This window comes from Bacillus sp. SH5-2, from assembly GCF_008368905.1.
GTDB lineage: Bacteria > Bacillota > Bacilli > Bacillales > Bacillaceae_G > Bacillus_A > Bacillus_A luti.
The window spans coordinates 85,546-99,440 of the sequence record NZ_QOSD01000004.1 but is presented as its reverse complement, the minus strand read 5'-3'; the positions used below and the strand labels follow the sequence as shown (position 1 = coordinate 99,440).

18 protein-coding genes and 1 pseudogene are annotated in these 13,895 nt (G+C 34.9%); 11 read left to right on the top strand and 8 right to left on the bottom strand.

Translation table 11 applies throughout. The features are described 5' to 3' along the window. Position 1: 1 nt before the first annotated feature. Complete coding sequence (locus DN410_RS03880) at positions 2–637, top strand: phosphatase PAP2 family protein (protein WP_149175423.1); 636 nt, start codon at positions 2–4, stop codon at positions 635–637. Here the strand turns inward: DN410_RS03880 and DN410_RS03875 are convergent. The 3 genes from DN410_RS03875 to DN410_RS03865 all read right to left on the bottom strand — a co-directional run bounded on the left by DN410_RS03875 (position 627) and on the right by DN410_RS03865 (position 3,361). Then, on the bottom strand, positions 627–1,508 hold the full coding sequence (locus DN410_RS03875; protein ID WP_149175422.1) for a cation diffusion facilitator family transporter: 882 nt from the start codon (positions 1,506–1,508) through the stop codon (positions 627–629). The two genes, DN410_RS03880 and DN410_RS03875, sit on opposite strands and share 11 nt — an antisense overlap. Before the next feature lie 340 nt (positions 1,509–1,848). Next, positions 1,849–2,163 (bottom strand): thioredoxin family protein, encoded by a 315-nt coding sequence (locus tag DN410_RS03870; protein ID WP_001206934.1) that lies wholly within the window; start codon positions 2,161–2,163, stop codon positions 1,849–1,851. A 79-nt stretch (positions 2,164–2,242) separates the two neighbouring features. Continuing rightward, positions 2,243–3,361, bottom strand: coding sequence for a site-specific integrase (locus DN410_RS03865; RefSeq protein ID WP_149175421.1), 1,119 nt, complete (start codon positions 3,359–3,361; stop codon positions 2,243–2,245). 202 nt (positions 3,362–3,563) lie between these two features. Here DN410_RS03865 and DN410_RS28330 point away from each other — a divergent pair, with 202 nt between their 5' ends. Beyond that, a complete protein-coding gene (locus DN410_RS28330; RefSeq protein WP_255446661.1) occupies positions 3,564–3,701 on the top strand; it encodes a hypothetical protein in 138 nt (45 codons plus the stop codon). 492 nt (positions 3,702–4,193) lie between these two features. Here DN410_RS28330 and DN410_RS03855 read toward each other — a convergent pair whose 3' ends face one another. Then, positions 4,194–4,802 (bottom strand): TetR/AcrR family transcriptional regulator, encoded by a 609-nt coding sequence (locus DN410_RS03855; RefSeq protein ID WP_149175420.1) that lies wholly within the window; start codon positions 4,800–4,802, stop codon positions 4,194–4,196. Positions 4,803–4,928: 126 nt separating this feature from the next. Here DN410_RS03855 and DN410_RS03850 point away from each other — a divergent pair, with 126 nt between their 5' ends. The 3 genes from DN410_RS03850 (at position 4,929) to DN410_RS03840 (ending at position 8,709) form a co-directional block, all read left to right on the top strand. Continuing rightward, on the top strand, positions 4,929–5,252 hold the full coding sequence (locus tag DN410_RS03850) for a hypothetical protein (protein ID WP_097855869.1): 324 nt from the start codon (positions 4,929–4,931) through the stop codon (positions 5,250–5,252). 155 nt (positions 5,253–5,407) lie between these two features. Continuing rightward, positions 5,408–6,694: a TcaA 3rd/4th domain-containing protein gene (locus DN410_RS03845; protein ID WP_149175419.1), complete on the top strand. Its 1,287-nt coding sequence runs from the start codon at positions 5,408–5,410 to the stop codon at positions 6,692–6,694. A gap of 206 nt (positions 6,695–6,900) precedes the next feature. Beyond that, entirely contained in the window at positions 6,901–8,709 is a 1,809-nt protein-coding gene (locus DN410_RS03840) for a hypothetical protein (protein WP_149175418.1), read from the top strand. A 412-nt stretch (positions 8,710–9,121) separates the two neighbouring features. On the opposite strand, the gene DN410_RS03830 is transcribed toward DN410_RS03840, so the two are convergent. The 4 genes from DN410_RS03830 to DN410_RS03815 all read right to left on the bottom strand — a co-directional run bounded on the left by DN410_RS03830 (position 9,122) and on the right by DN410_RS03815 (position 11,097). Further along, positions 9,122–9,481 (bottom strand): hypothetical protein, encoded by a 360-nt coding sequence (locus DN410_RS03830; protein WP_149175417.1) that lies wholly within the window; start codon positions 9,479–9,481, stop codon positions 9,122–9,124. 1 nt (position 9,482) lies between these two features. Further along, on the bottom strand, positions 9,483–9,965 hold the full coding sequence (locus tag DN410_RS03825; RefSeq protein ID WP_149175416.1) for a stress protein: 483 nt from the start codon (positions 9,963–9,965) through the stop codon (positions 9,483–9,485). A 147-nt stretch (positions 9,966–10,112) separates the two neighbouring features. Then, positions 10,113–10,472: an ImmA/IrrE family metallo-endopeptidase gene (locus DN410_RS03820; protein ID WP_255446660.1), complete on the bottom strand. Its 360-nt coding sequence runs from the start codon at positions 10,470–10,472 to the stop codon at positions 10,113–10,115. Between the two features lie 247 nt (positions 10,473–10,719). Then, positions 10,720–11,097: a helix-turn-helix domain-containing protein gene (locus tag DN410_RS03815; RefSeq protein WP_149175414.1), complete on the bottom strand. Its 378-nt coding sequence runs from the start codon at positions 11,095–11,097 to the stop codon at positions 10,720–10,722. 551 nt (positions 11,098–11,648) lie between these two features. Between DN410_RS03815 and DN410_RS03805 the strand changes: the two genes are divergently transcribed. From DN410_RS03805 to DN410_RS03785, 6 genes and pseudogenes are all read left to right on the top strand, one after another. Next, complete coding sequence (locus DN410_RS03805) at positions 11,649–11,924, top strand: helix-turn-helix domain-containing protein (RefSeq protein WP_149175413.1); 276 nt, start codon at positions 11,649–11,651, stop codon at positions 11,922–11,924. 12 nt (positions 11,925–11,936) lie between these two features. Then, on the top strand, positions 11,937–12,188 hold the full coding sequence (locus tag DN410_RS03800) for a helix-turn-helix domain-containing protein (RefSeq protein WP_149175412.1): 252 nt from the start codon (positions 11,937–11,939) through the stop codon (positions 12,186–12,188). A gap of 43 nt (positions 12,189–12,231) precedes the next feature. Then, the gene (locus DN410_RS28320; protein WP_255446659.1) at positions 12,232–12,363 is read left to right on the top strand and encodes a hypothetical protein; all 132 of its coding nucleotides are present in this window, start codon (positions 12,232–12,234) and stop codon (positions 12,361–12,363) included. Continuing rightward, complete coding sequence (locus tag DN410_RS03795) at positions 12,360–12,680, top strand: hypothetical protein (protein WP_149175411.1); 321 nt, start codon at positions 12,360–12,362, stop codon at positions 12,678–12,680. Before DN410_RS28320 ends, DN410_RS03795 begins: the two co-directional genes overlap by 4 nt. Before the next feature lie 3 nt (positions 12,681–12,683). Beyond that, positions 12,684–12,875, top strand: a complete 192-nt coding sequence (locus DN410_RS03790) for a hypothetical protein (RefSeq protein ID WP_255446658.1) — start codon at positions 12,684–12,686, stop codon at positions 12,873–12,875. A gap of 77 nt (positions 12,876–12,952) precedes the next feature. Further along, positions 12,953–13,888 (top strand): annotated as a pseudogene (locus tag DN410_RS03785) (YqaJ viral recombinase family nuclease). The last annotated feature ends 7 nt before the right edge of the window (positions 13,889–13,895 follow it).

Sequence of the window (13,895 nt, the reverse complement as noted above, 5' to 3'; positions counted from 1 at the left end):
TGTGAAACGATATCGACATTTATACTTGTTAAGCTGTACTTTACTTATTTGTTTTGTCGTACTATCACTTTCGTATCATACCGCTTGTATTGAAAAATTTGATGATGTAGTTGCACACTTTATTCAAAGCTTTCGAAACGATTACTTGACAGCCTATTTTACTTGGGTGTCTTTTATCGGTTCCAAAAGAATATATTTCCCGTTACTCATAATTCTTGTAATGTATTTTCTCGTTAGAAAAAAGTTGCTTAGTGCATTACTTCTAACAATTAATTACTACGGATCTCGTTATTTGAACAGTATGCTTAAACTATGGTACGAACGAGCAAGACCAGATGTAACGCAGCTTGTTACTGCAACTGGATATAGTTTTCCGAGCGGTCATACGATGAATGCTACTGCTTTTTTAGGATTTGTTGCATACGTCACAATTACAGAAGAGCGTATTACATTGCATAAAAAATTATTGATTATTTTTATAGCGAGCTTTGTTGTATTATCTATTTCAGTTAGCCGAATATATCTTGGCGTTCACTATCCATCTGACATATTAGCAGGATGGGCAGCTGGCGGTAGCTGGCTCGTTTTATGTGTTATATTTCATAAAGCCTTCATTAAAAAAGAACCTATGTCATAATAGGTTCTTTTTCCATTGGTTCAACATGAATGTGAGCGTGGTAAATGCCAAACTTTTTCCGAAGCATAGCCTCGATGTTGTCAGTAATACAGTGACTTTCTCCTACATCCATACGAGCATCTACCTCTATTGTAATATCAACGTACGTTTGATTCCCATACATACGTGCTCGAATATCTACAATGTTTGCCACACCACCAATACTTTCAATAGCATCAGCATATTCTTCCATTTTATCAGGGTCAATTCCATCCGTTAACATATGAGAAGCTTCTACGAAAATATCCCATGCAGTTTTACAAATAATAAGACCAACAATTAAAGCGGCAATAGGATCTAAAATAGGCATTTGGAACTGTGAACCGACAATACCTACTACAGTACCAATACTTACGAGCGCATCTGATAAATTATCCTTTGCAGCGGCTTCTAATGATTTACTTTTTGTTCGCGCTGCAATCTTTTTCGTATACAAATATACAAAGTACATAACGACAGCAGAAAATAAGGCTACCCACGCAGCGAGTACATTAGGCGCCGCTTGTTTCGGATTTATAAAAGATTGAATGGCACTAATAACAACTTCTAATCCGACCGTTGCCATAATAAAAGAAGCAACAAGTGATGCAATTTGTTCTGCACGTGAATGCCCATAGGGATGATCTGGGTCACGAGGTTTACGAGAAATTTTTAGACCAATTAATATCGCTAAAGAAGCACCGATATCCGTTAAGTTATTTAAACCGTCAGCACGTAATGCGCTAGAGAGGGTAATATAACTGATGATGATTTTCATAGAGGATAAAAATATGTAGGCCATAATGCTGACAATAGCACCTTTATCAGCTTCTTTATGAGAAAGAGTATCCATTTTAATCACTCGCCTTTCTACAAGGAATTTCTTTCTATACATAGAGTATCAAACGAAACTCGTGTGGGTCTATACAAACATTGTTGACGTTTTATAGCTTTTTAAGAAGCGGATAACAAAGTTTCGTGAAGGAAAAATATGTTGTAAAGTGCAAAGCGATAGTTGGTACACTATGCATTAGTATTTAAGTATGGAGAGAGGGGCAAAAAGTATCATCATTTTCATTTGCCATGAAGAAACAGCATATTGTACAAATGAAGAATTAAAAAAGATACTACGAAGAATCGTTGTGAAAATAGATGAAAACCCTCTGAAAAATATTTTTCAGAGGGTTTTCATCTTAGTATGCTTCTAAAAACTCAGTAACTTGCTCTTCAGTTTTTGCATTAGCGCTATGTAAGTGGCCTAGCTTCTCACCATTTTGATATACAAGTAAACTTGGAATACCCATTACTTGATACTCTTCAGCGATACTTGGGAACTCATCTTTATTAATAGAATACCATTCAAATTTATTGAACTCTTCCATTACATCTCCGATAAAGTTGTCCATACGCACGCAATCTGGGCACCAAGTCGTAAAGAACTTAACAACTACTGGCTCCTCGCTTGCGATGATGTCTTTGAATTCCTTGTCAGACTTGATTTCTCTCATGTTTTTGGCTCCTCTCAATGTCACACGGATAAGCTAGTATTTTTATGCAAAATCCGTAATTGCAAACATTTTGCAAACATTAGTGTTTTTGAAATAAATTGTTTGCAAAATCTTCGACTGCTTTTTCTTGTAGGCCTGGTACGACATGCGAGTAGGTGTCCAATGTGATACCTACTTTTTTATGTCCTAATCGTTCACTTACGATTTTCGGGTGAATACCTTGTTTCAACATTAATGTTGCATGGGTATGCCGTAGATCGTGGAACCGAATATCAGGAACCCCACATTTCTTTATAAGCTTTTTCCAGAGCTGTGTCAAACTTCTGAAATTGCAAGGGTTACCATTATAGGTTGGGCAAACTAAATCAAAATTATTATATCCATCGCCATACCGTTCTTTTTCTTCGTTTATCTTCTGAAGATGTTCTTGAAGAGCTAGTAAAGTGATTTCAGGCAGAACAATTAATCTTTTTCCTGAAGATGTTTTAGGTTCATGAAATTCTTTAGTGATATGAGAGAGGGAACGGTTAACTGATAGAGTTCTTCTCTCAAAATCAATATCCTTCCATTGAAGCCCTAAGATTTCACCTTTACGCATTCCGCATGTAATTGCAAGAAGGTAGGCAATATAATAACGGCTTTCTTTTGCGTTCTCTAAAAAAAGAAGAACTTCTTCTTCAGTCCATGTATTAACCGTTCTTGCATCAGCACCAGCAGTAGGATGGCTAATGACATCAGCAACATTCTTTTTTACAATTTCATGGCGTACAGCGTAAGATAATGCAGTTCGTACGATTTGATGAATACTACGAACTGTGACAGGTTTCATTTCTTCTGACAAGGAACTATAGAACTTCTCGAGGTCTATACCTTTTAACTTTTGCATTGGAATATTACCGAGTTTTGGTATAATATGATTGTTAATATGTTTTCGGTAATTATAGTACGTAGTTTCTCTAAGATTTATCTTTCTGGCAGCAAGATATTGAAGGGAAAATTCACGTACTCTCATTTTTGTAGGCTCAATATATGAGCCTTCTTCTATTTCTACGATTTTTTTAGCCAAGTCTGCTTGTGCTTCTTTTTTTGTTTTATACCCAGAAAACCATTTCTGTCTTCGTTTTCCTGTCTCTGGATCTGGACCAACATCAATAATCATCGACCACTTTGTTCTTCTTTTTCGAATATGCCCTTTCACTGTATACACTCCTTCAACTTACATTGATTCATGTTGTATAAGTCTAGTTGTAATTTTGCTGCTATGAAAATTACATAGTTGGACATATCAGCGATGGATGCATTTTACCATATATGAACAAATTCAGTTATAGGATATGATTGTCAGTCGATGTTAAATAATAGTAGAATATTAGTAGATTCGGATAAAGGGAGGGGAGAACATGGGAGAATTCACGAAGGACCCTGGTGGTCATAGAATGTCCGATCCAGGTCATGAAGCTGGTTCAGGTGGTGGTGCAGGATACGCTGATCCAGGCGGTGGCGGTTGGAAAACAAATTCTGATCCAGGAGGATGGTAATTATGTATTTTTACTCAAAAGAATCACAGGAACCAGGAACAGGATGGAAAGTAATCTCTGATCCCAGAACGGGAATATAAAGACGAAAAGCACAGTGATAATACACTGTGTTGATTTAAAATAAAGATTGATGATTTGTAAAAAAGATTGATAATTTAAAACAAAGTTTGATAAAACCCTATATTAATTAGGGTCCTTATTTTGACCTTTAAACTTTTAGCTGTATTGTTCAATTAAAGGGCCATTATATTGAATAAGAGCTTGCATAAAACCCCACTTTTTTATGCAGCTGCCAGGCTTCTTCAGAAGCTGAAAATGTTGATTTATCAACGATGTATAAAATCCTGCATAAACGATAAAAAACGCCAAAGAGCCAAACCCTTGATATATATAGGTTTGGCTCTTTGGCATATTTCTTAAAAATTGCGATTATGTTAACTAATAGTGAATATAATATCCATTAGGAAATCACTCATAAGTAATAGCTCTTAATTAACCTTCCTTATTAGGTTCTCGAACTTGAAGAAATTCAATAAAAACACTTAATATTTCTTGTATTTGAATTCGATTGTCAACAAAGTGTTGCAAATTATATCCATTAAAAAGTGCCATGCCTACTGTTGCTAAAGTTCTGGCATCTAATGGACTTCCGACAATACCTTCGTCCTTCATTTTCTGAAAAAAATGTGTAAGGAATGATTTCCATTCCTCCATCTGGAAAATAAGCCTTTCTTTTATCTGAGGTAATTCATTCGAAATCATACATCCTTGGAGAAGCATGGGAGAAGCCCCCTTTTCATAAGCTTCATTTACCAAACGCATAGAGTATTCTTTAAATGTATTTAGCAAATTACAATCCTTTTGAGTAAGAGCTTCTTTTAAATCCTCAAAATAGAAATCGATACCATTTTTTATCAACCTCAGTAAGAACTCCTCTTTGGTAGGAAAATGAGCATAGAAAGCACCTTTAGAGTAACCAGCGTGTTTTACAATCTGATCAACGCTTGTACTAGAATAGCTTTGCTTAGAAAACAATTCAATTCCTGATCGCATTAATTTGTTGATGGTGTCTTCTGATTGTTTTTGATGATGATTTAACATATAAACCTCCTTTTTTTAAAAAATGAATATTGTATTAATTGCAACAAATTCTTCATCATATAATAAATTGATTAATACCGACTAGTTTGTATTAAAAACTTATTTTAAGGGAGAAGGGAGATATTTATGAAAAAAGTGTTATTCTTAATGCCTTTTTTATTTTTGACTGCTTGTGGTGGTGGAGGTTTAGTTGGTACTAGTTGGGAGAATAAAACTGATTCAGATTGTGGCTTAGGAGATTTGGTGACATTTCATAAAAATAACAAGGCTACAGTCATGGACGGTGAAGACCAATACGCAATGAGTTATGAGGAAGTATCTGATAATGAATATGTTTTTACCTATGGAAGTATATCTAAGACATTTAAAATAGAACAGGAAGATGACAATTTGAAACTTGGGTTACTAAATGATGACGAAGTTTGTACTTTTAATCAAATAGATCAGTAATTGGGAAGCAACAGAAAGCTCATCCTTAGAATAGATTGGATTACTTGGTACTTAGAGAGATATAGATATATTATGCCTATTCAGGTATAAATGCTGAGGCTAGTCTATAAGAATATGAATTGTTTATGCAAGAAAAGGGTTCGAGGAGGAATTTTATGAAAAAGAAATTATTAATCTTTGGAATACCAATTGTAGCTGTATTAATTATTATTCTTTTAGTAATAGGCAAATCACCTTCCCCATCAGATCTTTCAGCTGACTTTGAAGAAAAGGTCAGAAGTGAAGATGTCGAGGGGTTAATGGATTTGGTTATGGTCGACAAAGGGGTACAATGGGATGAAAATAGCGCTAAAAGTATTATTAATTACTTGAATGAAGAAGAACGGGATTTCAAAGATCAAATCATGTTATTAAATGCACAGGCAAGTTACTATGAAACTGACGGAATATCGAGTAATAAAATTTCTCAATTATATCCTGGTAATAGTATTTCAAGTATCGGTCCATTTTACATAACTAAAGAAAATGGCCTATTTGGCGATAAATACGTTCTTAAAGCACGAGGATATAAGCTAAAAGTGAATGGAGAAAAGGGAGCAATAGTTACCCTAAATGACAAAAATATTGACATGGATAAGGGATCAATCATGTTAGGTACATTTGGACCGGGTGTATACGTTATTAAAGGGCAAAAAAATTTTGATTATGTAACTGTTAAAGATCAAAAAAAGGTCACACTTTTTGATATAGACGATTTTGAGGAAACAGCAAGTTTGAACTTTTCCGGTGAAACAGTACCGGTTAGCGTGGATATTCCAACCACTTTATTGGTAAATGGTAAGAAAACAAAAGAAATTAAAAATGATGCCCAATTTGGCCCTGTAAAAGATGGCATTACGTTACAAGGAGTAACGGAATTTCCGTGGGGTAACGGGAAAAGTGAACTACAGAAAATTGAAATCAAATCGAAAAAGCAATATAATTTAGCACCCAATCCAATAGTAGATGAGACCATAAAAAAACAGATTACAACAGTGATAAATGATTTTTACAAGAATTCAATCGCAGCCAAAGTACAAAAAGACCCTAATCAGTTAACAAATGTATCAAATCATTTGAAATTGGAGTACACAAAAACCATTGAACGTTATGATGGTGATATACGCTATTTTAAAGGTGAAGCCTTAGGCACTAGAATCGATTTTTCACACGTAACATGTCGAATCGATGAAGGGAGCTATCTTCTAGAAATTCCAGTTGAATATCATGAAAAATCAAATGAAAGTGTTCTCTCTCTTTATACAGAAAAATATTCAAAGAAATTAATTACATTAAAGTATGATGAGAAACAAAAAAATTGGCTTATTGAAAATGAAACAGATCAACTAGTTTTGGGTGATGACTATATGACAAGCGAAGAAGTAGTAAAGACAACATTTTAATGTTGAAGTTAAAAGGTCAGGTCTGAGTGTTTAGTATTTTTGAAGAAACCGCATTTTTATTAAAAGAATGCGGTTTCTTTAGGTTAAAGGTAAATTACATTTTTTATTTCTATCATCATTTGTATATTAAACTAAATGAGAAGTAAACCCTTTGCTGTATTCATATTTTTTTTCACTAAGACTATGTTTATGGAGGAGAGTATATAATGATAAAAAATATCTTTTCTTTGTTATTAGCCTTCGTGATGATTACTTCATGTGTTGTTCCCCTTTATATACAACCATCTAAAGTTCATGCAGCATCGAATCAAGAACAAAAAAATGGAATAGAGTATGTGAATAAAAGGTTGGGATTTTCGCTAATAATCCCGAAAACTTGGGAAGGAAATTATACACTTAAAGAGGAAGATGGTCATGTTAGATTTCTATTTACGTATGAAGGTAAAATAAATGATGCTATTCCTCCATTGTTTACAATTAGTCTTGAAGATAAAAAAGAAGAAGGATGGAACGAGGGTATTAGATGGACGGGTGAACTCGGTACTAAAGGTAACATGGGTTATTATAGTTACTATGATGCTCTACATCTTTATCGAGATGGTACTTCACCCGGAGAAGAGCAAGATACTGTATCAACCATGGTAACTCAAGTATTTGATATTTTTAATACTTTTAAAATAATAGAGACAAATGAAACTGGAGCAAAAGGAGCTACAGCAGGTGAAGCGAAACCAAAAGAGCAAGGGGAAAATGGAAGAACAGCAGAAGAAGAAACGAATCAAGAAACGGCCAATGGGATTAAATATATAAATCAAGACTTAGGGTTCGAACTAACAGTTCCAAAAATATGGGGAAATCATTACGCTGTTGAAGAAAATGATCAGGGTGGTGTAATCTTTAAATTTAAGTTCAACGGCAAAGTATATGATGATATTTATTTGTTTAACATTTATGTAGCGAATAAGGAATATTCTAGCGAAGAACAGGAAGAGCTAGGAGATAATGGTGTTCTTGGTATTGGGAATGGTAAAACCTATCTAGTGACTGAAAACCTTGCTATGAATTTTTACGACAACTATGATGATTATTTTTCATCTGTACCTAAAGAGGGCCGAAATGTAATTAAAGCTATGAGTAAACAAATGGGGGATATCGATTTTAAAGTGTTGGGAGAAAAGGGAGTAGAAGAAGCAAAGATAAATGAGGAGAAACCAGAAGGGGACAGAGCAGAAGAAATTATAGAGTCTGAGTTATATCAAGAAAATCTAGGGCGGCATCAAAAGCTCTATATCCTTAAGACTCCTATCGAAAATATTAAAACGGAAGTCATTAAGGAACGATTAAGTGATACCAATTATACTGGGATAAATGGCGGCTTTAACTGGCAAAATGACTATGACAATCCTACAAAAATTGATGCCCGTAATATTTCTTATTTTATAGGGGATGAAGAAGGATACGATTATAATTATTTAAAAAGTGATCAAAGATCATGGTCCACCTTCATTACCTATTATGATAAAAAATTACAACAAACAAGAGCGAAGATTCTGGATGTTAGAAATATGGAAGAAGTTAAAAAACACTTTAAGAGCCATCAGGAAATCATCAATGCAATTGGTGGAAAAGGATATAAATTAGAGCCTTGGGGAACCGGAAATATTTTGTCAAAGTCATTTTACTATTTTGTTGCACCCGCAAGAAGAACGGCGCTTGGATTTAAAGAAGGGGGTGATAAGATTTATGCCTATTTAATCATTTCCAAGTATAACTTAACAGTTGGAAATATGGAAGGAATGTTGGAGGAATTAGGATTTGATGAAAAAAACAGTATTATGTTAGATGGTTCCGGATCAACATCTATGCAAGTTTATAGAAATGATAAAGATTTATTAATTCAAGACAAGGGGTCAGAACCTTTTACGAATCAAGTGGGAAACCGACATATCTACAATATGGTTCGATTAATTGATACAACTAATATAATAAATAACTTAGAGGATAAAGATAAATAGGTATAGCTAAGAATCTACTATTTAGAGAAAAAAGAGAAAAATCCCCCCGATGAATAGATGGTTATCTAATTAAACTTTCAATGAGAATAGACAAGGAAAAGTCTTTTGATGATGTTATGAGCCAAGTCGAAAATAAACTTTAGGCACCTTGAAAATGATCAAACTTTTTTATAAAAACCAAAGACAGATTTGCTGAGTAAAACCCCATTTTGATCAAACTTTTTTCAAAGTGGGTTCTTTTTATTTATCTTAAAATGCTGGTTTATGAGGTATTTTTGATCAAACTTTATTTCAAAGCAACACACTGTGCTTTTTATAAAGAAAAGACACCCTAAGGTGCCTTCCTCCGACTTGAACCATCTTAATTTTAATAATATGCATTGGACTCTCATCCAAATAATATTTTACCAGATTAAAAAGTCTCTTCAATGAGCTTACGGACGTTCAAACGTTTGGTAGGGTTCCCATCACGCTTGAAGTTTATGTCAATGCTACCCTTTTTATTGTCTGACAGTTTAAGCATTTTGCCTTCACGAATACAATTCGCTGCGTCAATAAATGCCGGACGGTAGACTCGCCCCCATGATGATATTTCTAAAGGTAAACTTGGATGTTTACGCCAAAGTTCTGGTTCTTGAGTAGTTATGAAATATTGCTTTTGGGATTCATCAATTTCGCGTTCGTTTTCTGGGATATTAAGAAATGGAATTAATAAGTTGATGACTTTATATGCTTCATCTTTTGTAAGGGATTGCATATGTGTTTCGGACATGTTACTTCACTACCTTATCCATGACTTCTTTATATTTATTAAATTCTTCATCTTTCATATCGCCATTCATCTGTAAAAGGAAATTACCCTTAGCATATGTATGTGAGAAAAGCAGTGGAGCTGAGTTTCCTAGCTCTTCATAGTACTTCTTAGCTTTCTCTAAATCTTCTTTCTTACTAAATTCAAACACACGGCCACCTTTATCCTCAACTAATTTCGGTGTAAGGATACGTTTCCCATCTTTACGTATGTTTCCAAACCCTTTTTGTTCTAAATCTGTAGCGTTCTCAGCCTCTAATCCAGCTTTCTTGAACTCACTAATAAGTGAAGTTGTAGCAACCGGCTCAGACTTCTTAGCTTGTTGTTTTGGTTTCGATTCAGTCGTAGTCTTCTCATTTGAGCTACAAGCGGCCATTCCCATAAGTAAGGAGCTACATGTTAATGCTATAAGTAATTTTTTTTCATGTATCTTTCCTCCGTACATTCAATTTGTAAAATTTATAGAAATCATAACAAATCTAGTTACAATTCTTGTGTCATATTTTGTTGATAACGAAAAAATAAACATTAAAATAAAAAGAGAGCTGAGTGCTCTCTTAGTATATTTTAAGTTCTTTTTAAGTGAACTCACTTATGCTAACCGTTCCTGCAAGTGAATTCTATTGTGAATTTGAGTAAGGCGTTTTTTACATAATTCAGGACTTACCTGAAACACTTCAGACATATCAGGGATAATAGTATCATTTAAAGGATTTATATATATTAACATATGAAAAGGAATAGCAGCATAAATGGTAAAACGAACCGCATCCCCTTCTTGCAACTCACGAAAAGTAGTAGGTATTATTCCTTGTATACCAACATGCCGCATGATATGGCATAATTCATGGAAAAAGACTTCTCGTTGTTTTATTAAAGGAAGACGGGAGTCGAGAACAATCATCTTTATAAGGTCATTTGCTATGTAATACGAATTGATATTTTCTTTCAAAAGTATAATGTTGCATTTGTGTGCGATTTTTTCAATACATAAATCACTGGGTGTTCGAATACCGAGGTTTTGATAAAACGACGTAATCCAGTCTTCTAGTAGAGTTGTTTGGTATGAAAAATTCAAGTATTTCACCTCATTGTTAAAAGCAGGAACGTTTGTTCTTGTTTTACTGTAAAAATAAAAGCCCGTGAAGGGGGCTTTTATTGATTAGTATAAAATTCATTAAAACTTCCATTTATATTTCTTATTTTCTACGTTTTTCCGCTAATTCTACAACCATATCAAAATGACGTTTAATCATTTCCACATCCTCTGGAGAGAGTTTTTTCCATTTTTCTATATCAAAGAATCCCATGTCGTTTATACCAAGATGTGTGACGTGATTGGTTATCTCCGAGAGAGAGTCATAATCGTTTTCAGATGGTACAGAGGTGTTGGTTCTTCCTAAAAGATAATCAACAGATAGATCAAAGAAATCCGCTAATTTTTTTAAAGTTTCGTTATCTGGTTCACTTCTTCCGTTTTCGTAATGAGAGTATCTCGCTCTGGATATTCCAAGGTATTTAGCTACCTCTTCCTGTGTTCGTTTGCCTCTTGCTTTTTTTAATCTTTCCTCAATCATAAGATTCCTCCTCTCGAATAGTTATTATGAGCAATAACGATATATAAATTCTATCTCTATTATAGATACAAAAAGTATCACTTTGAATAAAATGATAAAAAAAGTATCAAGGGGGTGGTATATTGAAACGTATCCGGTTAATACATGAAAGGAAAATAAGGGGACTTACTCAAAGAGAACTAGCATGTGCACTAAATTTATCATAAGTATATATAAGGAAACTTGAAAAAGGTGATTCTGAACCAGGTAGAAAGACATTACTTAAGTTTGAAAAATTATATGGGATTAGGGATCGTGAGTTGTTTCCTGATATTTTTTTAAGTATTTTTGATACAAAATGTATCAAAAATGAAGCGGGGGGGGGCTAATTCTATGCATCAACTCCAAGAATGGTATCACATAATACACCTTCAAATGAAATTAATAGGATATTACCTACGCGCTAGATAATGATCCGAATTTTACAAAAGAAGACGCAGTCCAAGAGTTGCTGGAAGTAATACAAAATTTAGATTGTGAAAAGCCGTATATTCAAGAAATGGGGTGAATGAATGACCATCGAAGAGCAAATCCAACAAGCAGTAACAAAAGCAATTCAACCATTAGTAGAGCTTCTTCAAAACCAACAGTTACAAGTTGTAAACCAAAAGCCGTTACTTACATTGGAAGAAGCGATGGAGATTTTGGGAGTCGGTAAGAACAGAATGTACGAAATCGTTAAAACTGATGATTTTCCGGCATTTAGAGAAGGGAAGCGTTGGATGATCATTCCTCATAAATTTTATGAGTGGATTGAACAACAAGCTGGAAATACAAAAATGATGTAGGGGGGTGTATGTATGAATTTAGAAGAATCGTTAAAAGAACTTATTCGTGAAGTTGTGAGAGAAGAGGTTAGGGCGGCGTTAGCTGAGTTTCAACAACAATCACAACCAAACAAGGTAATGCGAGTAAAAGAAGCAGCTGCTTATCTCAACATCGCAGTTTGCAGAATGTATGAATTAGCGAATCATCCGCAGTTTCCAGTTATTCGAGAAGGGCGCAAGCTACTCTTCTTACAAAAAGACTTGGAAGCATGGTTAGAAGCGTAAAAGAAGGACCATTACCTTGATTGAAAGTACATTCAGTCTTTGTATGGTAGCGGTGGTTATTGTGTCATTCGTGGGTGGCGTAGCGCTAGTAGGTACATTTATTGAAAAACTTATCGACGAGCATGATCAGCTAGAGAAAGAAAATGAACAATTAAGGAAGGAGAAAAGAGCATGAGTATTACAGCACCAGTTCTACCAAAAGACATACAAAAGAAACAAACGTTAGATGCATTCTTACAATATTGCAATCAAAAGCAAATTGAAGCGTTAAGAAAACATGATGCAATTGCACTTTGTACATGGATTAAGGAAGCGCGACTAGCAAGGAGAGAACTTGCGGCACTGTATCGAGCGAAAGAAAAGCACGATGTGGAACGTGAAAGGGATCGTAAAAACATCTTAGGAATTATTCAGCGGTTGAAAAGCCAGGGGGTTAATGCATCACTTGTTGAACGTGCCCATTATATAACCATTTGTGAGGAGGTGAGTTGAATTATGGAAACTCCAATCGTAATAGGGAATCATCATGATTCATGCCAACAAGATTTCGAACATTATTGCAGCGATTGTGGAGGTGAAATGTACTTTGGAATGACGTATTACGAATTCGAAGGAAATTTAATTTGTGAAGATTGTGCTGAAAAGTTTTTAGAGCGGCACGCAACGAGGTTTGTTGCAGGGGAATAAAAAAGAACCCACGGCAATGGGTTCCCTTTGAAAAATAAGTCAGAGCTAGTATATCACAGGAAGCGAGTGAATAGAACATGCAAGCAAAAGTATTGGTTAATACACTCAACATGGACCGCGCTCAGTGGCTACAAGCACGTACACAAGGTATTGGTGGTTCAGATGTTTCTGCTATCGCAGGTTTAAATAAATGGAAATCAGCGGTTCAAGTATTTTTTGAAAAAACACAAGCGATTGAAAAAGAAGATATACAAAGTGAAGCGGCATATTTCGGTAACGTTTTGGAAGAGGTAGTTGCGAATTAGTTTGCAAAACGTACGGATTTAAAGGTGCAACGCAGAAACGCAATTTTACAGCATCCTGAATATCCGTGGATGCTCGCGAATGTAGACCGATTGATTGTAGGTGAGAAGATTGGTCTTGAATGCAAAATAGCATCGGAATATTTAAAAAAAGAGTGGAAAGGTGAAGAAGTTCCATCTGATTACCTCTTACAGTGTCAACATTACATGGCCATTACTGGCTATGAAGCATGGTGGATTGCGGTACTCATCGGTGGAAATAAGTTTGTTCATAAAAAAATCGAACGCGATGAGGAATTGATTCAGTACCTTATCGATATTGAAAAAGACTTTTGGCTTAATAACGTTGAGAAAAATGAGCCACCAATGTTTGACGGTTCAGATGCATCAACAGAGCTTCTGAAACACTTATATCCAGAATCCATTGCGGATAACTTTGTAAGTTTAGGTAAGCAAGAAGAAATTCTCATTGAAGCTCGTGATCAAGTGGATCGAGAAATTAAAGTCCTGCAAGTACAAAAAGCAGAGTACGAAAACAAAATCAAAGCAAAACTCGGTACCAATGAAGCTGGTGGAACTGAGAATTACAAAGTGTATTGGAAGTCATACACAACAAATCGTTTTGACAGCAAGCGATTTAAAGCAGATCATCCTGATTTGTATGAGCAGTATGCTAAAGAATCTATATCGAGAAAATTCACGGTTAAATAAGGGAGGA